Annotated in this window: 20 protein-coding genes and 2 tRNA genes; 8 read left to right on the forward strand and 14 right to left on the reverse strand. The window is 73.6% G+C overall.

The features are described 5' to 3' along the window. Positions 1-83: 83 nt before the first annotated feature. The 3 genes from HLI28_RS11020 to HLI28_RS11030 form a co-directional block, all read right to left on the reverse strand. Positions 84-1697, reverse strand: a complete 1614-nt coding sequence (locus HLI28_RS11020; RefSeq protein WP_171247578.1) for a DUF2867 domain-containing protein — start codon at positions 1695-1697, stop codon at positions 84-86. A 69-nt stretch (positions 1698-1766) separates the two neighbouring features. Continuing rightward, positions 1767-2663, reverse strand: a complete 897-nt coding sequence (locus HLI28_RS11025; RefSeq protein ID WP_171247580.1) for an acyl-CoA thioesterase — start codon at positions 2661-2663, stop codon at positions 1767-1769. Between the two features lie 119 nt (positions 2664-2782). Then, positions 2783-3166 carry a globin gene (locus tag HLI28_RS11030; protein WP_171247582.1) on the reverse strand — a complete coding sequence of 128 codons (384 nt, stop codon included), beginning with the start codon at positions 3164-3166 and terminating at the stop codon, positions 2783-2785. A gap of 126 nt (positions 3167-3292) precedes the next feature. Here HLI28_RS11030 and HLI28_RS11035 point away from each other — a divergent pair, with 126 nt between their 5' ends. Further along, positions 3293-3532 carry a PTS sugar transporter subunit IIB gene (locus HLI28_RS11035; RefSeq protein WP_171247583.1) on the forward strand — a complete coding sequence of 80 codons (240 nt, stop codon included), beginning with the start codon at positions 3293-3295 and terminating at the stop codon, positions 3530-3532. Positions 3533-3607: 75 nt separating this feature from the next. Here HLI28_RS11035 and HLI28_RS11040 read toward each other — a convergent pair whose 3' ends face one another. Next, the gene (locus HLI28_RS11040; RefSeq protein WP_343035797.1) at positions 3608-4606 is read right to left on the reverse strand and encodes a mechanosensitive ion channel family protein; all 999 of its coding nucleotides are present in this window, start codon (positions 4604-4606) and stop codon (positions 3608-3610) included. 152 nt (positions 4607-4758) lie between these two features. Between HLI28_RS11040 and malQ the strand changes: the two genes are divergently transcribed. Further along, positions 4759-6933, forward strand: coding sequence for a 4-alpha-glucanotransferase (gene malQ / locus HLI28_RS11045; RefSeq protein WP_171247587.1), 2175 nt, complete (start codon positions 4759-4761; stop codon positions 6931-6933). Between the two features lie 242 nt (positions 6934-7175). Here the strand turns inward: malQ and pepN are convergent, their stop codons facing one another. Continuing rightward, complete coding sequence (gene pepN, locus HLI28_RS11050) at positions 7176-9749, reverse strand: aminopeptidase N (protein WP_171247589.1); 2574 nt, start codon at positions 9747-9749, stop codon at positions 7176-7178. Between the two features lie 210 nt (positions 9750-9959). On the opposite strand from pepN, the gene HLI28_RS11055 reads away from it, so the two are divergent. Then, positions 9960-11000: a hypothetical protein gene (locus HLI28_RS11055; RefSeq protein ID WP_171247590.1), complete on the forward strand. Its 1041-nt coding sequence runs from the start codon at positions 9960-9962 to the stop codon at positions 10998-11000. A gap of 90 nt (positions 11001-11090) precedes the next feature. Here the strand turns inward: HLI28_RS11055 and HLI28_RS11060 are convergent, their stop codons facing one another. Next, complete coding sequence (locus HLI28_RS11060) at positions 11091-13103, reverse strand: M13 family metallopeptidase (protein WP_171247591.1); 2013 nt, start codon at positions 13101-13103, stop codon at positions 11091-11093. A gap of 74 nt (positions 13104-13177) precedes the next feature. On the opposite strand from HLI28_RS11060, the gene HLI28_RS11065 reads away from it, so the two are divergent. Together HLI28_RS11065 and HLI28_RS11070 are read left to right on the forward strand one after the other, a co-directional pair. Then, positions 13178-13639 (forward strand): ribose-5-phosphate isomerase, encoded by a 462-nt coding sequence (locus HLI28_RS11065; protein WP_171247592.1) that lies wholly within the window; start codon positions 13178-13180, stop codon positions 13637-13639. 1 nt (position 13640) lies between these two features. Beyond that, complete coding sequence (locus HLI28_RS11070) at positions 13641-14639, forward strand: DNA-formamidopyrimidine glycosylase family protein (RefSeq protein ID WP_171247594.1); 999 nt, start codon at positions 13641-13643, stop codon at positions 14637-14639. Between the two features lie 9 nt (positions 14640-14648). Here HLI28_RS11070 and HLI28_RS11075 read toward each other — a convergent pair whose 3' ends face one another. Then, on the reverse strand, positions 14649-15956 hold the full coding sequence (locus HLI28_RS11075; RefSeq protein WP_171247596.1) for a GNAT family N-acetyltransferase: 1308 nt from the start codon (positions 15954-15956) through the stop codon (positions 14649-14651). A gap of 64 nt (positions 15957-16020) precedes the next feature. Between HLI28_RS11075 and HLI28_RS11080 the strand changes: the two genes are divergently transcribed. After that, positions 16021-16350, forward strand: coding sequence for an MGMT family protein (locus tag HLI28_RS11080; protein WP_171247597.1), 330 nt, complete (start codon positions 16021-16023; stop codon positions 16348-16350). Position 16351: 1 nt separating this feature from the next. On the opposite strand, the gene HLI28_RS11085 is transcribed toward HLI28_RS11080, so the two are convergent. Then, positions 16352-17383 (reverse strand): LLM class F420-dependent oxidoreductase, encoded by a 1032-nt coding sequence (locus HLI28_RS11085; protein WP_171247639.1) that lies wholly within the window; start codon positions 17381-17383, stop codon positions 16352-16354. Positions 17384-17491: 108 nt separating this feature from the next. Here HLI28_RS11085 and HLI28_RS11090 point away from each other — a divergent pair, with 108 nt between their 5' ends. After that, the gene (locus tag HLI28_RS11090; protein WP_171247599.1) at positions 17492-17881 is read left to right on the forward strand and encodes an MmcQ/YjbR family DNA-binding protein; all 390 of its coding nucleotides are present in this window, start codon (positions 17492-17494) and stop codon (positions 17879-17881) included. 3 nt (positions 17882-17884) lie between these two features. Here the strand turns inward: HLI28_RS11090 and HLI28_RS11095 are convergent, their stop codons facing one another. From HLI28_RS11095 to HLI28_RS11115, 5 genes are all read right to left on the reverse strand, one after another. Next, complete coding sequence (locus HLI28_RS11095; RefSeq protein WP_171247600.1) at positions 17885-18898, reverse strand: DUF1648 domain-containing protein; 1014 nt, start codon at positions 18896-18898, stop codon at positions 17885-17887. After that, on the reverse strand, positions 18895-19251 hold the full coding sequence (locus tag HLI28_RS11100; RefSeq protein WP_171247601.1) for a GntR family transcriptional regulator: 357 nt from the start codon (positions 19249-19251) through the stop codon (positions 18895-18897). Before HLI28_RS11100 ends, HLI28_RS11095 begins: the two co-directional genes overlap by 4 nt. 191 nt (positions 19252-19442) lie before the next feature. Then, positions 19443-20075 carry a serine O-acetyltransferase gene (cysE, locus tag HLI28_RS11105; protein ID WP_171247603.1) on the reverse strand — a complete coding sequence of 211 codons (633 nt, stop codon included), beginning with the start codon at positions 20073-20075 and terminating at the stop codon, positions 19443-19445. Positions 20076-20080: 5 nt separating this feature from the next. Next, positions 20081-21013, reverse strand: coding sequence for a cysteine synthase A (cysK, locus tag HLI28_RS11110; protein ID WP_171247605.1), 933 nt, complete (start codon positions 21011-21013; stop codon positions 20081-20083). Between the two features lie 506 nt (positions 21014-21519). Then, positions 21520-21590: transfer RNA gene (locus HLI28_RS11115), tRNA-Gly, on the reverse strand. Between the two features lie 161 nt (positions 21591-21751). On the opposite strand from HLI28_RS11115, the gene HLI28_RS11120 reads away from it, so the two are divergent. Then, positions 21752-21828, forward strand: a tRNA-Pro gene (locus tag HLI28_RS11120). Between the two features lie 239 nt (positions 21829-22067). Here the strand turns inward: HLI28_RS11120 and HLI28_RS11125 are convergent. After that, on the reverse strand, positions 22068-23195 hold the full coding sequence (locus HLI28_RS11125; protein ID WP_171247607.1) for a lycopene cyclase family protein: 1128 nt from the start codon (positions 23193-23195) through the stop codon (positions 22068-22070). Positions 23196-23223 lie beyond the last annotated feature (28 nt).

Below are 23223 nucleotides of genomic sequence, written 5' to 3' on the forward strand. Positions count from 1 at the left end.
GGGCATGAAATCTGCAGCTCTGGACCTGTCCGGAGCTGCAGATTTCATGCCCACAACGCGGCGGGCCGGCGCTCGCGGGGCGCTCAGGCGCCCGCGTCGGCGTCCCGCTGCTTCGCGGCCCGCTGCTCGGCGGCCCGGGCGACGTTGCGCTGCATGCCGCCGAACACGATCCCGTGGAACGGGGCCACGGACCACCAGTACGCCTGGCCGAGCAGGCCGTGGGGGTAGAACAGCGCCCGCTGGGCGAAGTACGTCCGGTGCGGTCCGTCGGCCTCCTCGGGAGCAGGCCCCGTCGTGTCCTCGTCGGTCATCTCGGCAGCCGACTCGTCGACCCGGAGCTCCAGCCAGGCCAGTCCGGGCAGCCGCATCTCCGCCCGCAGCAGCAGCCGACGGCCCGGTTCCAGGGCCTCGACCCGCCAGAAGTCGAGCGCGTCGTCGACCCGCAGGCGGTGCTCGTCGCGGCGGCCGCGGCGCAGTCCCGGCCCGCCGACGATCCGGTCCAGCAGGCCCCGCATCCTCCAGGCCAGCGACCACGAGTACCACCCGTCCTGGCCGCCGATCTCCTCGATGACCTGCCACAGCACCTCGCTCGGCGCCTCGACGACCGTGCTGCGCTCGTCGACGTAGAGCGACCCGCCCGCCCAGTCGGGGTCCGTCGGCAACGGGTCCGACGGCGCGCCCGGGACCGAGGCCGACGTCCACCGGGTCGTCACTTCGCCGTCGTGGATGCGCGTCAGGGCCAGCTCGAGGGCGCGCGTGACGTCCAGTCGTCCGTGGGGCGGGTCGGGGACGTACTGGCGGATGTCGTCCTCGAGGCACACCACCTCGTGCTGCAGCGACTCGACCAGGGGCCGCGCGATCCCGGACGGCACCGGCGTCACGACCCCGACCCAGTGGCTCGACAGCCGCGGTGTCAGCACCGGGACGCCGACGATGAGACGCCGGGGGAGACCCGCCACCTCGGCGTAGCGCTGCATCATCTCCCGGTAGGTGACGATCTCCGGGCCGCCGATGTCGAACCCGCGGGAGACGTCGGCGGGCATGGCGGCCGCTCCGACCAGGTAGCGCAGCACGTCACGGATCGCGATCGGCTGGATGCGGTTGTCCACCCAGCGGGGCGTCGTCATCGCGGGGAGTCGCTCGGTCAGGTAGCGCATCATCTCGAACGACGCCGACCCGGAGCCGAGGATCACCGCGGCCCGCAGCACCGTCGTCGGCACCCCGGAGGCGAGCAGGATCTCCTCGACCTCCTTGCGGGAGGACAGGTGCGGCGACAGCTCACCCTCGGGCACGTCCGGGTAGAGACCTCCGAGGTAGACGATCCGTCCGACGCCCGCCTCCCGGGCGGCGCGCGCGAACGTCAGGGCGTTGCGGCGGTCGCGCACCTCGAAGGTGCGCCCGGTCCCGAGGGAGTGCACCAGGTAGTAGGCGACGTCGACGCCGTCGAGCGCCTGCCGCGTCGCATCCAGGTCGGAGACGTCCGCGCGCACCGCCTCGACGTCGTCGGCCCAGCGGCGGCCCGCGAGCCGGTCGGGGTTCCGCGTCAGGGCGCGGACCGTGTACCCGGCCTCGAGGAGCTCGGGCACCAGCCGTCCGCCGACGTAACCGGTCACGCCGGTGACGGCGACGGTGGCGGGGGTGGCGGTCGGGACCGCGGCCGTCACCGGGTCCGGGGCAGGGGAGTCGTCGGTTCGCACCTCGTCAGTCTGCCGCCCGAACGCCTCGGGCACAGCCTGAACGCTGCGCCGGCCGCGACGCGGTGAGGATCAGGCGGGCAGGCGGACCATGCCCTCCTGGGCGATCGTGGCCACCAGGGCGCCCGCGCGGTCGTAGACGCGGGCCAGGCCCAGGCCGCGACCGCCCTGCGCCCCCGGCGACTCCTGGACGTACAGCAGCCACTCGTCGGCCCGGGCGTCCCGGTGGAACCACATCGCGTGGTCCAGCGACGCCATCGGCACGGTGCCGCCGACGTCCGCCCAGGACTTGCCGGCGGCCCGCAGGACCGGCTCCAGCATGACCTGGTCGCAGCCGTACGCCAGCAGCGCCCGGTGCAGCAGCAGGTCGTCCGAGTCGATCGCGTGCCGTGCTCGCATCCAGACCATCTGCTCCGGTCGGGGGTCGTCGGCGGGCCCCACGTAGAGCGCACCCCCGATGTGCGCGAGCTCGAAGGCCGAGTCGAACGCCCAGTACCGCGCCGCCGGGTGGTCGATGCCGCGCAGGGCCTCGAACGCCGAGGTCACCTCTTCCGGCGGTGGGACGTCGGCGGGCATGGCGGCCTGCGTCTCGTAGCCGGGCTGGTCCACCTGGAACGACGCCGTCAGCGACAGGATCGGTCGGCCCGCCTGGATGGCGTGCGTCCGGCGCGCGCTGAAGGACCGGCCGTCGCGCAGCCGCTCGACGGCGAAGTCGATCGGCGAGTCCAGCGCCCCCTCCCGCAGGAAGTAGGCGTGCAGGGAGTGCGGCAGCCGGTCGTCCTCCACCGTGCGGCCGCAGGCCAGCAGCGCCTGGGACAGGACCTGGCCCCCGTAGACCCGGCGCCCGGGACCGGGCACGGACTCACCCCGCCAGACGTCCTCCTCGCCGCGTGGGCCCCAGCCCTCGATCTCGCGCAGGTCGAGGGCGGCCAGGAGCCGGTCCAGGGGGCCGTGGGGGGCGTCGCTCACGCTCGTTCACATTCCTCGGGTCGTCGGGGCGGGGTGGTGCCGGGTGCTGCTCGGGATGCTGCTGTGCTCGGGTCGGGACGGGCCCTCGTTCCTCGGGCCCACCCTCGCCTCGCTCCGCATCATTCCTCGAAGGTGTTGATGAGGCTGAACGCCGCGCGCTCCAGGTAGTCCCACAGCTGGGACTCCTGGGCCGGTGCCAGGTCCAGGGACTCGACGGCGGTGCGCATGTGCGCCAGCCAGCGGTCCCGGGCGTCGGGGTTCACCTTGAACGGCGCGTGGCGCATCCGCAGCCGGGGGTGTCCCCGCTGCTGGCTGTACGTCGTCGGCCCGCCCCAGTACTGCTCGAGGAACATCGTCAGACGTTCCTTCGCGGGGCCCAGGTCTTCCTCGGGGTACATCGGGCGGAGCACCTCGTCGGTCGCCACGCCCTCGTAGAACACGTCGACGAGCCGGACGAACGTCTCGTGTCCGCCGACGTCGTCGTAGAAGGTGGGGGTCGTCACGCGCACATCTTCCCAGACGACGGGGCCGTGCCACCGTGGCCGAGGTCACCGTCGGAGGCGGCGAGGGGTTAGGCTGATCACGGAACTGCAACGGCGCAATCCGACGACACCTTGGGGAGAGACCGAATGAGCAAGGCGGAGAACATCCTCGCAGCACTCGGCGGGACCACGAACGTGGTCGAGCTCGAGCCGTGCATCACGCGGCTGCGCGTCCAGGTGTCTGACCCGGGGAAGGTCGACGAGCCGGCGCTCAAGGAGTCCGGGGCGTTCGGCGTCGTGCGGTCCGGTCGGATCATCCAGGTCATCGTCGGCCCGGAGGCCGACAACCTCGCGGCCGAGCTCGACGGACGGCTCGCCTCGGCCTGACGGCACGGCGACCCCGGCGGACGGGTCCGGCGCGGCGTCGTCGCGACGTCCGGACCCGCCCGCAGCAGTCTGCGATCAGGCCTTGTCGGGGGCGTCGACGCGCTCGCCGCGCACCGCGCCCATCGTGTGCAGCTCGTCCTGCGCGGCCCGCAGCAGCGCCCGGGACACGGTCCACTGGGCGCCCGGTCGCGTCTGCGCCATGATCGTGAAGGACATCGAGAAGTCCGACACCGAGTCCACGCCGCTGCGCACCGACGGCTGCTCGAGCAGCTCGTGACCGAGCTCCTCGCTGCGCGCGACGGTGTCGCCGGCCCGGCCGAGCGCCGCCCGGACCCCGTCGACGTCGGCATCCACCGGCACGTGCACCTCGGCCAGCGCGCGCGACCAGCGCTGCGTGCGGTTGCCCGCGCGCAGGATCTCGCCGTTGCGCACCCACCACTGCGTGCCGTCCAGCGCGCGCAGCTTGGTCGTCCGCAGCTGGACCTCCTCGACCTCGCCCTCGGCGCCGGACCCGAGGTCCACCCAGTCGCCCACGCCGTACTGGTCCTCGATGAGGATGAAGATGCCGGAGATGAAGTCGCGCACCAGCGACTGGGCGCCGAAACCGATGGCGACACCGACCACACCGGCGGAGGCCAGCAGCGGTCCCACCTCGAAGCCCACCACCGACAGCACGCTGAGCAGCACCACCACGCCGACGACGATGTTCGCCGTGGAGGTGAGCACCGATCCCACGGTGCGGGCACGCTGGGCGCGCCGTGCGTTGGACAGCGGGTTCGCCACGGTCATGGCGTCCTCCACGAGCGGGGAGCCGAACCAGCTCTTCGCGTCGCGCTGCGACGTGGCGGGGGCCTTGTCGCCGCCGGTCGCGATGCGCTCGGCGGTGTGCCGGATGACGCGGCGCAGCGCCACCAGCACGATCGTGCCGACCAGCAGGATGAGGACGACCTGCAGCGGCCAGCCGGTGAACCACTGCCAGAAGGAGCTGCCGGCCTCCTGGGTCAGTTCCAGCACCCCCTCGGAGGTGCTGGGCTCGGGCGCCGGGGTGGTGTCGGACGACAGGGACAAGATCACGGATTCATCACGCACGCAGGACACGGTAACGTCCTGCCGACGCGGCTCGGTAGGCCGTCCCGGCGGCCAGACGGGTCGGCCGACCTGGGCGGAAGCGCCTCGATCGGCGCGCGGTGTCGGCCTGGCCGGGCCGATGGTGGCAGGATCGTCGTGTGAGCCTCGACGACCAGACCTCGGCCGTTTCCGACGACGATGCGCCCAGCGAGCTGCACGAGCTCGCCGCGGCGCACGGTGTGCTCACCGAGTACCACCAGTTCGGCGGCGGCGTCGCCCACGTCTCCGACGCCACTCTCGTCGCGGTGCTGACCGCGCTGGGCATCGCCGCGACGACGCGCCAGGAGGTGTCCCAGAGCCTGCGCCGGGCCCGCGACGAGGAGTGGCGCGCGGTGCTGCCCCCGACCGTCGTGGTGCGCCAGGGCGAGCCGCGCGACGTCGCCGTGCACGTCAGCGACGGCGCGTCCGTGCACGTCTGGGTCGAGCTCGACGGGGCCGAGCCCGAGGCCCGGCCGCACGAGCTGCGGCGTCGCCGGGACCTGGAGCAGCGTGACGTCTTCGTCCCGCCGCGTGAGGTCGACGGCCGCCCGGTCGGGCGCGCGACCTTCGCCGTGCCGGAGGGCCTGCCGCTCGGTTGGCACACCCTGCACGCCCTGACCGAGGGGCAGGAGTGGTCCGCCACGCTGGTGGTCACCCCCGCCCGGCTCGAGCTGGGCGACGACCTGGAGCAGCACCAGGCCTGGGGTGTCCTCGCCCAGCTCTACTCCGTCCGGTCCCGCACCTCGTGGGGCATGGGCGACCTGGCGGACCTGGCCGACCTGGCCTGGCTGACGGCGCACCAGGCCGGCGCCGACTTCGTCGCGGTGAACCCCCTGTCTGCGGCCGAACCCACGGTCCCCATGACGCCGTCGCCGTACCTGCCGACGTCGCGCCGGTTCGGCAACCCGATCTACGTCCGGGTCGAGGACATCCTCGAGACCGCCTACCTCTCCGCGGCGGACCGGTCGCTCGTGGAGTGGGCCGCCGACCCGGTGCGCGACCTGGACACGGACGCCGGCGCGCTGGACCGGGACGCGGTCTGGGAGGCGAAGAAGGCAGCCCTCGAGGTCGTGCACACCGCCCCCCGCCGGGCGGCCCGGCAGGCCGCCTACGAGGCGTTCGTCGCCTCGCAGGGGCAGGGGCTGCAGGACTTCGCCACGTGGTGCGCCCTGACCGAGGAGCTGGCCGGCGCCCCGTGGCCCGACGAGCTGCGCGACCCGGCGTCGTCGGCCGTGGCGGCGGCCCGCGAGCGGCTGGCCGAGCGCATCGACTTCTACTGCTGGCTGCAGTGGGTCTTCGACGAGCAGAAGCACGCCGCGCAGCGCACCGCCCTCGAGGCCGGGATGCGGCTCGGGATCATGCACGACCTCGCCGTGGGTGTGCACCCCGACGGCGCGGACGTCTGGGCCCTCGGCGACGTGCTGGCGCGAGGCGTGGGCGTCGGCGCCCCGCCCGACATGTACAACCAGCAGGGGCAGAACTGGTCCCAGCCGCCGTGGAACCCGCGGATGCTCGCCAAGGCCGGCTACGCCCCGTACCGGGACATGCTGCGTACGGCGCTGCGGCACGCCGGCGCCCTGCGCGTCGACCACGTCCTGGGCCTGTTCCGGCTCTTCTGGGTGCCGGACGGCATGCGCCCGACCGAGGGCACCTACGTGCGCTACGACCACGACGCCCTGGTCGGGATCCTCTGCCTCGAGGCCCACCGGGCCGGCGCCGTCGTCATCGGCGAGGACCTGGGCGTGTTCGAACCGTGGGTCCGTGACTACCTCGCCTCGCGCGGGGTGCTGGGTACCTCGGTCTTCTGGTTCGAGAAGTCCGACGGGCGGCCCACCCCTCCGGAGGACTACCGGCACCTGACCTTCGCCACCGTCGGCACGCACGACATGCCGCCCACGGCCGGGTACCTCGCCGGGGAGCACGTCGACCTGCGCGACCGGCTCGGACTGCTCACGGAGGACCCCCAGGTCCTGCGGGCGCAGGCGCGGGCGGAACGGCAGGCGGCCGTGGTGGCCCTGTCCCAGCGCGGACTGGTCGGGGACTCGCCGTCCGAGCGCGAGGTCGTCGAGGGGCTGCACCGGTACCTGCGCCGGTCACGCGCTGCCCTGGTGGGGGTGCAGCTCGTCGACGCCGTGGGGGAGCGGCGCTCGCAGAACCAGCCGGGCACGGACACCGAGTACCCGAACTGGAAGGTGCCGCTCGGCGACTCGGCGGGCAACAACGTGCTGGTCGAGGACCTGTTCGACAACGCCCGGCTCCGCTCGCTCTTCGCCGCGGTGGCCTCCGCCCGCTAGGCAGGTCGCCACCACCCGTCGCGAGTCAGCACCGGCTCCCGCGAGTCAGCGCCGCGGGCGGCGAGTCAGGACGGTTCTCGACGAGTCAGACCGGCGAGGGTGCGGACGCGGGCCTCGGCCGCGGCGTCCTGACTCGGCCCTCGACGTGCTGACTCGCGAGGAATCGCGCTGACTCGCGGTGACGGACGCGGGCCCGGCCGGAGCGATCCGGCCGAGCCCGCGTCCTCCTCCACGGAGGGGTGTCAGGAGGCGGCGTCGACCGCCTGCGCGGCCAGGGCCCGCTCGGTACCGGCGAGCCCCTCGACGACCATGCGGCGCAGCGCCGCCGGTGCGTCGGGGTGCGTCTCGAGCCAGCCGCGGACGGTGTCCCGCAGCTCGACCGAGGCCAGCGGGGCCGGGTAGAGACCCTCCACGAGCTCCTCGGCGATGTGGTAGCTGCGGCTGTCCCAGATCGGCAGCAGGGCGTCGACGTAACGCTGCGCGAACGGCTCCAGCACCGCCGGGTCCGTCACGTGCACGAACCCGGAGGCCGTGGCGCGGATGATCGCGTTCGGTGCGTCCGAGTCGTCGACCACGGAGGCGAAGGCGCGCTCCTTGCCGGCGGTCGTCGGGATCGTCGCACGGGCCCGGGCCGCGGCCTGACGACCGGTCGCGGTGTCGTCCGCGGCCTGGGCGGTGTCGATCTCCGCCTCGTCGGCGGCGCCGAGCAGCACCAGTCCCTGCAGCAGCTCCCAGCGCAGGTCGGTGTCCACCGACAGCCCCTCGAGGACGACCGACCCGTCCAGCAGGCCGCGCAGCGGTGCGACGTGGTCCTCGGTGGACCCCAGCGCCGAGAAGTACTTCACGAGCTGCAGCTGCAGGTCGGAGCCGGGCGAGGCCTTCTGGGCGAGGGCCCACAACGTGTCGCCGACCCGCTGGAGCGTCGCGGCACGCCGCTCCGGCGCCACGTACGTGCGGGTGGCCAGGCCGAGCTGCGCCAGGGTCGTCCGCACCGTCGTCGACTCGGTCTCGGCGGCGATGTTGCCCAGCACCAGGTCGACGTACGCCGAGGCCGGCGTCTCGCCGTCGCGCACCGCGTCCCACACCGAGCTCCACACCAGCGAGCGGGCCAGCGGGTCGGCGATCCGCGACAGGTTCTCGACGGCGAAGGTCAACGAGGCGTCGTCCAGCCGCACCTTGGCGTAGGCCAGGTCGTCGTCGTTGATCAGCACCAGGGCCGGCCGGTCGAGCTCGATGAGCTCGGGCACCTCCGTCCGCTCGCCGTCGACGTCCACCTGGACCGACCGCGTCCGCACCACGTTCCCGGCGGTGTCGAAGTCGTAGAAGCCGATCCCGAGCCGGTGCGGGCGGATCGTCGGGTAGTCCTCGTGCGCCGACTGCTCGATGACGAACGAGGTGATGCGGCCGTGCGCGTCCAGCTCGATCGCCGGGCGCAGCGTGTTCACCCCGGCGGTCTCCAGCCAGGCCTGCGACCACGCGGACAGGTCGCGGCCGCTGGTGGCCTCGAGCTCGACCAGCAGGTCCCGCAGCTCGGTGTTGCCCCAGGCGTGCTTGCGGAAGTAGGCCGAGACACCCGCGACGAACTCGTCACGGCCGACCCACGCCACGAGCTGCTTGAGCACCGACGCGCCCTTGGCGTAGGTGATGCCGTCGAAGTTGACCTGGACGTCCTCCAGGTCGTTGATCGGTGCCACGATCGGGTGCGTCGACGGCAGCTGGTCCTGGCGGTAGGCCCAGGTCTTCTCCATGGCGTTGAACGTGGTCCACGCCGCCTCCCACTCGGTGGCCTCGGCGGTGGCGAGGGTGGAGGCGTACTCGGCGAACGACTCGTTCAGCCACAGGTCGTTCCACCACTTCATGGTGACGAGGTCGCCGAACCACATGTGCGCCAGCTCGTGCAGGATCGTCACGACGCGGCGCTCGCGGATCGCGTCGGTGACCTGGGACCGGAACACGTAGGACTCGGTGAAGGTGACGCAGCCCGGGTTCTCCATCGCGCCCATGTTGTACTCGGGCACGAACAGCTGGTCGTACTTGTCGAACGGGTAGGCGACGCCGAACGTCTCCTCGTAGAAGCCGAAGCCCTGCCGGGTGGTCTCCATGATCGCCTCGGCGTCCAGGTGCTCGGAGAGCGAGGCGCGGCAGTAGACGCCGAGCGGGACCACGCGGCCGTCCGACGACGTCGCCTCGCCGCGCTCGACGGCGTAGGGGCCCGCGACGAGTGCCACGAGGTAGGTGGAGATGCGCGGGGTCGGCCCGAACTCCCAGCGGGCCGCCTCGACGCCGGTGTCGGTCGCGTGCGTGGCCGGGGTCGGCTCGGGGGTCGGCTGGTTGGCGACGACCTGCCAGCGGGCGGGTGCGGTCACCGACAGCTGGAAGGGTGCCTTGAGGTCGGGCTGCTCGAAGGTGGCGAACACGCGGCGCGCGTCCGGGACCTCGAACTGGGTGTACAGGTAGACCTCGTCGTCGACCGGGTCGACGAACCGGTGCAGGCCTTCGCCGGTGTTCATGTAGGCGCAGTCGGCGACGACGCGCACCTCGTTCTCGGCGGCCAGGCCGTCGAGGGCGATCCGCGAGTCGGTGAACACCGCGTCGACGTCGAGCGAGCGGCCGTTCAGCACGATCTCGTGCACCCGCGGGGCGACGAGGTCGAGGAACGTGCCCGCACCCTCGGTGGCCGAGAACCGGATGACGGTGGTCGACGCGAACGTGTCGGGTCCGGTGGTCAGGTCCAGGTCGATCGCGTAGGACTCGACGGCGGTGACGACGTCGGCACGTGCGATCGCCTCGGCACGGGTCAGGTTCTCTCCGGGCACGGGTGCTCCCTCGCATGGTGGTCGTGGCGGCGTGTCGCGAGGTCGTCGCGGCACGCCGACGATCATGCCACTTCCTGGGTGCCCGACCGAACGGATTCGCGAGGTTTCAGCCGGTGTCCGGGGGAAGGGTTCGACCCCCGACACGCGATCGTGACATCCTGCTCGGTGCATGTGACGCGTCGGCACCGACCGGCGCGGGAGGGAGAGCTGATGTCCGGCACGGTGCCGCCACCCCCGCCGCCCGGCCCTGGTCCCCAGGAGCCCGGTGGCGCGTCCTCGCCCGCCGCGGCGTCCCGACGGGCCTCCGCCGCCCCGGCGGCGCCGCCGTCGTTCGCGCCGCGCGGCGCCGGTCGGCGGGAGACGACGGCGACACCGGACGAGCAGGCGACCCGTCCGCACGCCCCCGTGCCCCCGGCCCCGGGGGCGTCCTCGCCGTCCACGGCCTCGCCCGCGTCCCCCTCCCCGCACGCCGCGCAGACGACCGCGTGGAACGCGACCGCCCCCGTGGCGGGTTCGGCTCCCGTGCCCCCGCAGCAGGCCCCGTCGAGGGTTCCCGCGGGGATGCCTCCGCAGCAGTACGGGTACGGCTACACGCCGCAGCAGTACGCCTACCAGCAGCCGTCGGCCGCACCCGGCGGCACCCCGCCGTCCGGGACGACGCAGCAGCCGTCCGTCGGCGGGCGGGGCCGTCGGCTCAGCGCCGGCTGGATCGCGTTCATCGCGCTGGACGCCGTCCTCCTCGTCGTCGCCCTCGTGTTCGCGGTGGGTGCGCTGGGCGGATCGGACCTCCCCGACACCCAGGCCGAGGGCACCGCGGAGGCCGCCGGCGAGGGCGCTGCGAACGGCGACGGCGACGGTCAGGACGGTGCCGAGCAGGACGCCGACTCCGGGCCGGGCGAGCTGGTGACCGAGTTCGCCTCGCCGTCGCGCAACATCACCTGCGAGGTCTACGCCGACCAGGTCACCTGCGGTCTGGCCGAGCGGGACCAGCAGCCCGTCCCGGTGGAGGACTGCGACGGGACGAGCGGGTACGCCGTCACGCTGACCGGCGGCGGTGAGGTCTCGCTGCCGTGCCTGGCCAAGGGGGAGAAGCCCAAGAAGGCGCCGAAGAACATGGAGCAGCTGCCCTACGGCGAGTCCCGCACCGAGGGCGACTTCACCTGCACCAGCGAGACCGACGGCATGTACTGCCAGCACGATCCCAGCGGCAACGGGTTCTCCCTGGCCCGGGCCGGCGTCGGGACGTTCTGACCGGTAGCTCTCCGGCACGACGACGGACGCCCCGGACCCTTGAGGGTCCGGGGCGTCGGTGCGTCCGCCGCGGTGGTCAGCCGGTGGCCGTCACCAGATGCTGACGCGCTCCTGCGAGGGCAGGAAGAGCGCGTCGTCGGCCGTGACGTCGAAGGCGCGGTAGAACTCGTCGACGTTGCGCACCACCCCGTTGCAGCGGAACTCGTTGGGGGAGTGCGGGTCGGTGGCCAGGCGGCGCTCCACCTCGGCGTCGCGGCCCTTGGCCTGCCACACCTGCGCCCAGGACAGGAACACCCGCTGCAGGCCCGTGTAGCCGTCGATGACGGGGGCGTCGTCGAGCGAGCCGCCCAGTGCGATCCGGTACGCCTTGATCGCGATGGACAGGCCACCCAGGTCGCCGATGTTCTCGCCGATGGTCAGCGAGCCGTTGACGGTCGGGCCGTCCTCGCCGAGCTGGGCCGGGCGGAACTGGTCGTACTGGGCGACGAGGTCCTTCGTGCGCTTCTCGAACTCGGTGCGGTCGGTCTCGGTCCACCAGTCCTCGAGGCGGCCGTCGCCGTCGTACTTCGAACCCTGGTCGTCGAACCCGTGGCCGATCTCGTGCCCGATGACCGCACCGATGCCGCCGTAGTTCACGGCGTCGTCGGCCTCCGGGTCGAAGAACGGCGGGTGCAGGATCGCGGCGGGGAAGACGATCTCGTTCATCCCCGGGTTGAAGTAGGCGTTGACGGTCTGCGGCGTCATGAACCACTCGTCGCGGTCCAGCGGCTTGCCGATCTTGCCCAGCTCGTAGTCCTGCTCGAAGGCGTGGGCCCGACGGACGTTGCCGACGAGGTCGTCAGCGGACAGCTCCAGGCCGCTGTAGTCGCGCCACTTGACCGGGTAGCCGACCTTCGGGGTGAACTTCGCCAGCTTGGTCAGCGCACGCTGCTTGGTCTCCTCGGTCATCCAGTCGAGGTTCTCGATCGACTCGCGGTACGCGGCGATGAGGTGCTCGACCAGGACGTCCATGCGCTCCTTGTGCTCCGGCGGGAAGTGCCGGGCCACGTACTCCTGGCCGACGGCCTCGCCGAGGGCGCCCTGCACGAGGCTCACGCCACGCTTCCAGCGCTCGCGCACCTGCTCGGCGCCGGAGAGGACCTTGCCGTAGAAGTCGAAGTTCGCCTGGACGATGTCGTCGCTGAGGTACGGGGCCCGGGCGGTGACCAGATGGTACGCCGCCCAGAGCTGCCAGTCCTGCAGCGGGAGGCTCGACCACAGCTCGGCCAGGCCGGTGACGAACGACGGCTCGCGCACGACCAGGGCGTCCATCGCCCCGGCGGGGGCGCCGAGCGCGTCGGCCCAGGCCGCCCAGTCGAACCCGGGCGCCGACTCGACCAGGTCGGCGAAGGACATGGGGTTGTAGGTGAGCGTCGCGTCACGGTCGCGGACGACGTCCCAGTGGTGCGTGGCGAGCCGGGTCTCCAGGGCGACCACGCGCTCGGCGGCCTCCTGCGGGCTGACGCCCCAGTCGTCGGTGCCGACGCCGGCGATCGCGAGCATCCGCGCCACGTGCGGGGTGTACGCGGCCCGGACCGGCTCGTACTGGTCCTCGCGGTAGTACGCCTCGTCGGGCAGGCCGAGGCCGCCCTGGACCATGATCGTCACGTACCGCTCGGGGTCCTTGGCGTCGTTGTCCACGCCGAAGGCGACGGCCCCGCCGCCCCCGGTGCGCTGCAGGGCGCCCAGGACCCGGGTCAGGCCCTCGCGGTCGGTGGCGTCGCGGACGGCGGCGAGCTCCTGGACGATCGGGGTCGTGCCGAGCTCCTCGATGCGCTCGGTGTCCATGAAGCCGGCGTACAGCGCGCCTATCTGCTTCTGGGGTCCGGTGGCGGTCCCGGACCGCACGGCCTCGCCGGCGTCCGTGATGATGTCGCGGACCTGGTCCTCGGCCTGGTCGTGCAGCTCCCGGAACGCGCCGTCCATGGCGCGGTCGGCCGGGATCTCGTGCGAGGCGAGCCAGCGCCCGTTGACGTGGCGGAACAGGTCGTCCTGGGGCCGGACGTTCTCGTCGAGTGCAGCGGTGTCGATGCCGGACCTCAGCCCGGTCGCGTCGGTCGTCATGTCGCCACACTACGCGGCCGCCCGGGCGGCGAGACGCGGCGTCCTCCGTGGCCCTCGTCGTGGACAATGGGGCCATGCGTCTGCACATCGCCGCCGATCACGCCGGATTCGAGCTCAAGTCCCACCTCGTCGAGCACCTGCGCGCCGCCGGGCACGACGTCGTCGACCACGGGGCACACACCTACGACGCGCAGGACGACTACCCCGCGTTCTGCTTCGCGGCCGGTGAGGCCGTCGTCGCCGAGCCGGGGTCGCTCGGCGTCGTCATCGGCGGGTCCGGCAACGGGGAGCAGATCGCCGCGAACAAGGTGCCGGGCGTGCGCGCGGTGCTCGCCTGGTCGACGGAGACGGCACGTCTGGGCCGACAGCACAACGACGCGAACGTCGTCGCCGTCGGCGGTCGCATGCACTCCCTCGACGAGGCGACCGGGCTGGTCGAGGCGTTCGTCGCGGAGCCGTTCTCCGGCGACGCCCGCCACCAGCGCCGGATCGACCAGCTCGCCGCCTACGAGGCCGCCCGGCCGACCGCGTCCTGACGTGCCCGAGGGGCACACCGTCCACCGGCTGGCCCGGACGCTCGACGAGCTCTTCGCCGGGCAGCAGGTCGCCGTCAGCAGCCCGCAGGGGCGGTTCGACGCGGGCGCCGCGCTGCTCGACGGCGTGCCGTTCGCGGGAGCCGAGGCGTGGGGCAAGCAGCTGTTCTGCCGCTTCGACGCCGGGGCCGGGGACGACCGCTGGCTCCGGGTCCACCTGGGCCTCTACGGCGCCTGGACCTTCGCCGGCGACGGCAGCGCCGACGTCGTGCACGCCATCGGGGCGCCTCGCCGGCGGATCGGCGAGCGGGACAGCACCCCCGCGGGGCCGCCCGACCGGACGTCCGCGGGGGAGTGGACCCCGCCCGCGCCCCGCGGCGCCGTCCGGGTGCGGCTGCTGGGTGCGCACGCGGTGGCGGACCTGACCGGCCCGACCGCCTGCGAGGTGCTCACCGCGGCGGAGAAGGACGACGTCGTGGCGCGTCTGGGGCCGGACCCGATCCGGTCCGACGGCGGCCGGGCGTCCGCCGAGGCCGCCCGCGAGGCGTTCGTCGCCCGGGTCCGGCGCTCGCGCGTCACGGTCGGCCAGCAGCTCATGGACCAGGCGGTGATCGCCGGCGTCGGCAACATCTACCGGGCCGAGGCGCTCTTCCGGGCCGGCCTCGACCCGCTGCGGCCGGGCCGCGAGGTCCCGGCGGAGACGCTCACCGCGATCTGGGACGACCTCGTGGTGCTGATGCGCGACGGCGCCGGCACCGGGCGGATCGTCACGACGCGTCCCGGGGACCGGGACACCCCGCCCGGCGCGCCCCCGGCGCCCGGGGCGGGAGCGCGGGGGCGGACCCGGCAGAACACTGATGACGACCCGGACGCGGTGCCTGCCGAGCAGGCGTTCTACGTCTACCACCGCGACGGGTTGCCGTGCCGGGTCTGCGCGACGCCGGTGCTGCTCAAGGAGCTGGCGGGGCGCACCCTGTACTGGTGCGGGGTCTGCCAGGCCTGAGCGGCCCGGTCAGAACACCCAGGAGCACATCGGCGCGACCGGCCACCCGAACGCGGTCGACGCCCGCGCCAGGGACCCGGTGGTCCGCTCCGTGACCAGCCCGGCGGCCGCCAGCGCCGTCAACGCCGTGCCCCCCAGGTAGGCGGCGCCGAGCTCACGGATGTCCAGGGCCAGGTCGGCGTCCTCGGCAGCGGTCTCCGACGCCGTGCAGGACGCCGGGCCGAAGGCCTCGGCCCGCAGGTGCCAGACGCCCTCGTTGTCCGGCAGGCGGGTGTCGGTGACGGCCAGGGTGACGTCGAGGTCGGCCGCGTACCGGCGGCCGGCCAGCGCCGTCGGGACGTCGACGACCCGTACCCACACGTTGTCCGAGACCCGCAGGTCCGCACCGCGACGGTCCACGAGCAGGCTGAGCAGAGGGTCGTCGGGGGCGACGAGGAACGGCTTGGTCTCGCTCATGAGGTCCAGGTCCACGAGCACGCCCCACAGCGCGCGGGAGGAGGCGGTGTCCAGCGCGACGGCCTCCGCCACGTTCACGGTGCCGCGGGGTCCGGTCACGTCCCAGTCGAGCTTGCGCCGCAGCAGGGCGTAGCCGCGGGGTTCGCCGTCGCGCTCGACGACGACCAGCCGACGGGACTCGAAGCCCTGGCGGAAGGCGGCCGGGTCATACCAGCGGTGCGCCTGCAGCTCCGCGGTCTCCGGGCCGGCCCAGCCCGGCCGGTTCAGCCCGAGCCCGCCGACGTCCTGCCCGGCGGCACGGTGGATGCCGAGCACCAGGTCCCGGTGGCGCTCGGCGTTCGCGTGCTCGATGCGCACGCTGTGCTCGGACGCGCCGGGAACGTCCCGCAGCGCCGCCCCGCGGGGGAGGGTCACCCGGACGTCGTCGGCGGCCCGCCCGTAGCCGAAGCGTCCGTAGATCGCGTACTCCGCCGCGTACAGCGCCGACAGCGGCTCCCCGCGCTCGCGGCACCGGGCCAGGTGCAGGTCGATCATCGCCGAGGCGAGACCCCGCCGTCGGTGCTGCGGGTGGACGCCGACCCAGGTCAGCCCGGCGGTCGGCAGGGTGCCTCCCGGCACCGGGAACTGCGTGAACGGGTAGGAGGCGTGCATCGCCGCCAGCGGGGAGCCGTCCGGGGTGTCCCCGTCGACCTGTACGCCGACGGCGCGTTCCCAGGTCAGGGGCGAGGGCATCTTCGCCATCTCCTCGGTCTCGACCGGGACCGGGAAGGCCCACGCGTCGAGGTCGAGCACGTCGTGGTGGTCGTCGGCGGTGAGCGGCCGGAAGCGGTAGCCGTCCGGGAGGGGGGTGTCCAGGCGCATGGCTCGATCCTCGCCCGACCCTCCGGGGCACGCCAGGGGATATCCCCACCGGTAGCCTCGCGCCATGGCCACCGCGACCGGACCGAGCCCCGCCGACGAGTACCTCGCCGAGGTGCTCGCGGTCGTGGAGCGGGTCCCGCCCGGCCGCGCCACGACCTACGGGCTCGTCGCCGAGGCGGTCGCCGAGGTCCTCGGCCGGGGCGGGCCGCGACAGGTGGGTCAGGTCATGGCGCGGGCCGGCGGCGGCCTGCCGTGGTGGCGGGTGGTCAACGCGGCCGGGTCGCCGCCGGCCCACCACCTCGACGAGGCCCTGACCGAGCTGCGCGCCGAGGGCTGCCCGATGACCCGCGACGGACGCCGGGTGGACCTGCGCCGCGCCGTCTGGTTGCCCTGAGTCAGCCGAGCAGGACCGCCACGGACGCCGGGTCGCCCTGGACCAGCAGCGTCGTCAGCGCCGTCTGCTCCCAGCGGGCGAGGTCCGCGCGGACCTTGGCCGGCGGCCCGACCAGGGCGACCTCCTCGACCATCTCCGTGGGTACCGCCCGGGCCGCGTCCTCCTTGCGGCCCTCCAGGTACAGCCGCTGCACCTCGTCGGTGACCTCGCCGTAACCGAGCCGGTCCAGCGACGCCTTGTGGAAGTTGGCGCCCTTGGCACCCATGCCGCCGGCGTACAGGGCGATGTGCGGGCGCACGAGGTCGGCCGCGGCCTCGACGTCGTCGCGGACCACGACCGGGATGGTGGCCGCGACCTCGAAGTCCTCGGGCCGGGACCGCTCCTCGGCGCGGCGGGCGAACCCGGCCTCGAGGAGCTCGCGGTGCTCGGCGTCCGCGCTCGGGGCGTAGAAGCCCGCCATCCAGCCGTCGGCGATCTCGGCCGCGAGGGCGACGTTCTTGGGCCCCTGCGCGGCCAGCAGGATGGGGATCTCGGACCGCAGCGGGTGCACGGTCGGCTTGAGCGCCTTGCCGAGACCGGTCGCCCCGGGCGTCTCCTCGCCGACAGGCAGTGTGAAGAACTCCCCGTCGTACGTGACGGGGCGCTCGCGGGCGATCACCTCGCGCACGATGTCGACGTACTCGCGGGTGCGGGCGAGCGGCCGCTTGTAGGGCTGGCCGTACCAGCCCTCGACGACCTGGGGACCCGAGGCGCCGAGACCGAGCACGAAGCGCCCGCCGGAGAGGTGGTCGAGCGTGATCGCCTGCATCGCGGTGGCGGTGGGGGTGCGGGCGGCCATCTGCGCGATGCCGGTGCCGAGCCGCAGCCGCGAGGTGTGCGACCCCCACCACGCCAGCGGGGTGAACGCGTCGGAGCCGTAGGCCTCGGCGGTCCACACGGAGTCCAGACCGGCGGCCTCCGCCTGCTGCAGGGCCTCGACGATGCCCGCCGGCGGCTTGCGGGACCAGTAGCCGGTCTGGATGCCGATGCGCAGGGTGGTCATGGGGCTCCTCGTCGAGTCGGTGTTATCCGGGACGTGCGGTCTCGGACAAGTCACTGTAGCCGAGGTGCGCGTGCGGCCCGCGCCTCGCACCCTGGAGTGATGGCGACCCTCGACGACGTGGCGCGCACGGCGCTCGACCTGCCGGGCACCACCGAGGTCACCTCGCGCGGGTGGCGGGTGTGGAAGGTCGAGGGCCGCCAGTTCGTCTGGGAGCGACCGTTCCGGAAGGCGGACCTGCGCCGGTTCGGCGACGATCCGGTGCCCGCCGGTCCGATCCTCGCGGCCGCCGTCGAGGACCTGGGCGAGAAGCAGGCCGTCCTGGCGGAGCATCCCGGGTCGCACTTCACCATCCCGCACTTCGAGGGGTACGCCGCGGTGCTCGTGCGTCTGGAGACGGTGGACGACGACGTGCTCGCCGAGACGGTCGAGGACGCGTGGGCGGCCCGGGCCCCGCGCTCGACGGTCGCCCGGTACCGCCCTGATCGCTGACCGTCAGTGGGGCGTGCGGTTCTGGCGGGACCGGTCGGCCAGGGTGTTGAGCAGCGCGGCGCCGGTGGCCGCGTCGTCGACGGTGACGACGAGCGACCGCTCCCCGGTGCGCTCCACCAGCAGGGCCTCACCGGCGCGCAGCACGATCCCGATCCGTCCGCCCCGGAACCCGACGCGCCAGCCCCAGCCCCCGAACTCGCGGAAGGGGTCGACGTGGACGACCGAGGCCGCCACGACCTCGTCCGCCGGGACGTGGGTCCCCGGCCACCCGAGGACGGAGCGCGCGGTGAGGCCGGTGGCGTCGACGCGCACCCGGAACGCGAACATCGCGGCGAACAGCAGGGTCAGCACGGCCGGGACGAGCAGCAACGGCCACTGGCGGGTCAGCACCGCGAGGACGGTCGTGCCGACGACGGCTGCCGCGCCGACCGCCAGGCCCGTGCCGCCCTGCGCGGTCCGCAGCCACGCGGCCCGCTCGTCCGTGCCCAGGCGCGCGCGAGCGGCCTCCGGCGGGACGGGGGCGTCGGCGGGCTGCCGGGCGTCGCCCGGGACGACCAGGGCGGCGACGACGGCCGGCACCAGCGGCAGCAGGATCGTCGCCGCCACCGCCCAGCCCGACAGGGTCGCCGACGAGGCGTCGTCGAGCCCGCGCTGGGCGCCGGCGCCGACCAGCAGCAGGGTAGCGCCGAGACCCCCGGACCAGACGGCGGAACCGGCCGCCATCCGGCGGGTCGAGGCGCTGCTGCCCCAGACCAGTCCGACGACGGCGAACAGGGCGAGGAGCCCGACGGTGAGCGCGAGCACGGCCGTCACGAGTCCGGTGACCGTCATCGTGGCGTCCGGGGTGCCGTCAGGACCCCAGTGGGTGGCGACCCGGGCGGGCAGGTCGTCCCGCCAGCTCCGCACGACGGCCGCTGCCGTGAGGGTCAGCCCCAGCCCGGCCACGGAGGACCAGAGGGTCGAGCGGCGTGCGCGTCCGTGCCAGTCGGTGCGGACCGTGTCGAGGGGCGTGGTCATCGCTTCAGCTCTTCCTGGAGGAGGGTGGTGGTGGCTTCGGGGGAGAGGCGCGCCTCGCGGGCGGCCGCGACGAACGCGCGCAGGGCGTCCTCGACGGCGGTCAGGTCCCGCGCGGCGGCGGCGGTGATCACCGCGCCGCGGGAGCGCCGGAGGTCGACGAGTCCCTCGTCCCGCAGCTGCTGGTAGGCGCGCAGCACCGTGTGCACGTTCAGCTCGAGCGACGTGGCGAGCTCACGGGCGGCGGGCAGTCGGTCGCCGGGCGCGAGATCGCCCCGCGCGACGGCGAGATGGGTCTGCGCGACGAGCTGGGCGTACAGCGGTTCGTCGCTTCCCGTGTCGATGGTCCAGAGCACGGCACGAGCATACTAGTTCTATGACAACTAGAACAAGCGATGCTCACGTGACGACTTCTTGACGTCAGGAGGGGGCTGATGCCTCGTTGGGGCGTCAGACAGGTAAGTGGTGCAACGCGCCATTGCGCCGCACCACTTTCCTTCTTAGTGGCACGGGCCACAGACGTTCAAGTCCCGTTGCCGAATCGCAATCAGATGACGTACTCGATGAGCTGGGACGGGTCCTCGATCACCCGCGGCACGCTGCGGGACTCGCCGTTCGAGGACGTGTCGGGCACCGGCGGGGCCGGGACCTTGTTGCGGGCGGGCACGCCCACGGCCACGGCACCGCGCGGGACGTCCTTGGTGACCACGGCGTTGGCGCCGATCTTCGCGTCGTCGCCGATCCACAGGGGTCCGAGCACCTTCGCGCCCGAACCCACCATGACCCGGTCGCCGAGCGTGGGGTGCCGCTTGCCGGGATTCATGGTCCGCCCGCCGAGGGTGACCCCGTGGAAGAGCAGGCAGTCGTCGCCGACCTCGGCCGTGGAGCCGATGACCACGCCCATGCCGTGGTCGATGAACAGTCGCCGCCCGATCCGGGCCGCCGGATGGATCTCGACACCGGTGAACAGCCGGGAGGCGAGGGACAGCAGCCGCGCCGGCATGCGCAGGCCGGGCGACTGCCACATCACGTGGGCGATCCGGTAGTGCCACACGGCGTGCACGCCCGGGTACGTCAGCATCACCGAGACGAGGGAGTCCGCCGCCGGGTCCTGGGCGCGCGCGACCTCCGCGTCCTCGCGGAGGAGGCGGAGGAACGCGCGCGCCGGGGAGTCGGACATGGGGATCAGTCCAGCAGGTCCGCGAACAGCACGGTGGACAGGTAGCGCTCGCCGAAGCTCGGGATGATGACGACGATCGTCTTGCCGGCGTTCTCCGGGCGCTTCGCGACCTGGGCGGCGGCGGCCAGGGCCGCACCGGAGGAGATGCCGACGAGCAGCCCCTCCTCGCGGGCGGCGCGCTGTGCCCACTCGACGGCCGTCTCGGCGTTGACGTCGATGACCTCGTCGTAGATCTCGGTGTCGAGGATCTCCGGGACGAAGTTCGCGCCGATGCCCTGGATCTTGTGCGGGCCGGGGGCGCCGCCGTTGAGGATGGGGGACTCCTCGGGCTCGACCGCGATGATCTGGACCTCGGGCTTGCGCTCCTTGAGGACCTGGCCGACACCCGTGATGGTGCCGCCGGTGCCGATGCCGGCCACGACGATGTCGACCTCGCCGTCCGTGTCGGCCCAGATCTCCTCGGCCGTGGTCTCCCGGTGGATCTTCGGGTTGGCCTCGTTGGAGAACTGCCGGGCCAGGACCGCGCCGGGGCGCTCCGCCGCGATCTTCTCCGCCGCCGCGACGGCGCCCTTCATGCCCTCCGAGCCGGGGGTCAGGACGAGCTCGGCGCCGTAGGCGCGCAGGAGCGCGCGGCGCTCCTTGGACATGGTCTCGGGCATCGCCAGGACGACGTGGTAGCCGCGGGCGGCGCCGACGAAGGCGAGGGCGATGCCGGTGTTGCCGGAGGTGCCCTCGACGATCGTCCCGCCGGGCTGGAGCTCGCCGGAGGCCTCGGCCGCGTCGATGATCGAGACGCCGATGCGGTCCTTGACCGAGCTGGCCGGGTTGTAGAACTCGAGCTTGGCGGCGACGGTCGCCCCGGCGCCCTCGGTGAGGCGGTTGATCCGCACCAGCGGGGTCCGGCCGATGAGCTTCGTCGCGTCCTCGTAGATGGTCATGGGTGGAGGTTCCTCACTTGTCGGGTGATGCGGTGGTCGTGTCCGGTCGCCGACGGCAGGTCGCCGTCGGCCGGGGCCGTCCGGGGTGTCTCCAGGGGCCAGCGGGCTGCGAGCGTCGCGCGGTCGCCACGACCCCGGGGGGTCAGGCGTGAGGCGGACGCTCTACCGACAGCAGCAGGCAGCGGGGCGGACGCACGTCGGCCGCCGCTCGGGCAGAGCGGCGGCGGAGGTGTCAGGGCCGGAGACGGGGGAGGGTGCGATGGTCATCGTGCGTCCCTCCTCCTCGCGCGCGGTGTGCGGTGGCGCAGTGCTCCGGCGGGCGTCGGACGTCCCGCAGTGACGAGCCTAACCATCTACGGTCCGATCGACAAGATCACGCTCACATATCGAGCGGTTCGATGGGTTCCAGCGGCACCCGGCGACGTCCGCCCACGCATGCGTGGAGGGGGCCGGGACGCAGAACGGCCCCGGTCACCGCGGTGACCGGGGCCGTTCCGACGTCAGCGAGCGGGCGACGGGAATCGAACCCGCGTAATCAGTTTGGAAGACTGAGGCTCTACCATTGAGCTACGCCCGCACCGGTCCGACAGCAGGTCGCGACGGCGAACCCGTCGGACGGCGGGCGCCAGCCTAGCAAAGTCGCACCCGTACCTCCGCACGCGGTACGGCGGCGGGTGTGCCGCCGTCGCGCACTACACTGACCCACCGGACCCGCCGTCCCCGGGCGGACGGGTACCACGGGGTGTGGCGCAGCTTGGTAGCGCATCTGCTTTGGGAGCAGAGGGTCGCAGGTTCGAATCCTGTCACCCCGACCAGACAGCGAAGGGCCGTCGACCTGCGTCGTGGAGGGCCGGCGGCCCTTCACGCGTCTCCGCGGGCATCGAGACCAGGTCGGGTGCATGCTCGGCAGATCGTGGCACCGCCGCGACCCGTGCCGCGTTCCGGGACGGCCGTGTGCAAGGCTGGGCCCGAGAGCGAGGAGCGGGGTGTGGACGCAGCCGACGAGGTCCTCGGCATCGGTGACGCGGCGACGACGTGCGCGACGGAGCGTGGGTCAGCCGCGCGGCCGCGTGGTGCCCAGCGAGGCGCGGACCAGCTCTCCCTTGGCGGCCCACGGCATGTGCGTGAACATCCCCCACATGGTGCGCGCCAGCTCGCCCGCGCCGGAGCTGCGGGCGAGGAGCTCGCGACGCCGAGAGGCGGGGAGGCGGCCGAAACCCTCGAAGAGCTCCAGCGTGCCCTGCGTGCTCAGCCGCAGCAGCGCGTTCAGGCCGACCTCGCGGAGGCGTTCGGCGGCGTCCATCGGGTCGGCCTCGTCCGGCACGTCCCCCTGCGCCAGGGCCCCCGCGAGCTCGTCGGCGCGGCGCAGCGAGTGCGCGACGGAGTAGCCGGTGATGCGGTGCCCGCCGCGTCCCGCGGTCCCGACCGCCAGGACCCCCGGCGGTGGGGGAGCGTCGCGGCCGCGCATGGGGATGCGCACGACCTCCCGGTCGAGCGGGTGGTCCACGACGGCCGGGTCGACGCCGCGGGCCAGCAGGCGCCGTCGGAGCCGCGTCCGCAGCTCGGCGACGGGCAGCCCCGGCGCGGCGGCCAGGCAGGTCTCCTCGAGCAGCATCCGGCCGGCACCCACCGGGATGGCGTAGAGGAAGGTCGGGGTGGCGGTCGGTCGCTCCTGCGCCGACCAGTCGGTGCGCCAGTCCATCAGCAGCGACTCGGCACCCTGGAGGGCCGGCTCGGCAGCCTCGTCCGGCACGACGACGCCGTAGGCGGTCTGCATCGGCGCCGGGTCGTCGGGGCGCAGGCCCCCGGGTCGCGCGCCGCGCGCGTCGACGACCACCGCGGCCTCGGCGCGCAGGGCGCCGACCTGCGCGTCGTCGAGTCGTCCGGCGCGCACCTCGACGTCGTCCAGGGGCAGGGCCGTCTGCAGCGCCGCGTTGTCGAGGACGAGGTACGCGCGCTCGAGCGGATGCGCGCCGAGGGCCCTCAGCTCGGGGTTCTCGGCGCGTGCGCGCACCACGGAGGAGGGCAGGTCGCCGAGCTCGTCGGCCCAGAGGCCGTACGTCGGCGTCCACGTCGCGGTGGGCCGCGGGTCGACCGCGATCACCGACAGGCCGCGGGCCGCGCACCGCGAGGCGAGGGCACGCCCTGCCGGGCCCAGCCCGACCACTGCCACGTCCGCCATGTCCACCTCCGGGCCACACCCTATGTCG

It is taken from the genome of Isoptericola sediminis (assembly GCF_013085345.1).
In the GTDB taxonomy this organism is placed as follows: Bacteria; Actinomycetota; Actinomycetes; order Actinomycetales; family Cellulomonadaceae; genus Isoptericola; species Isoptericola sediminis.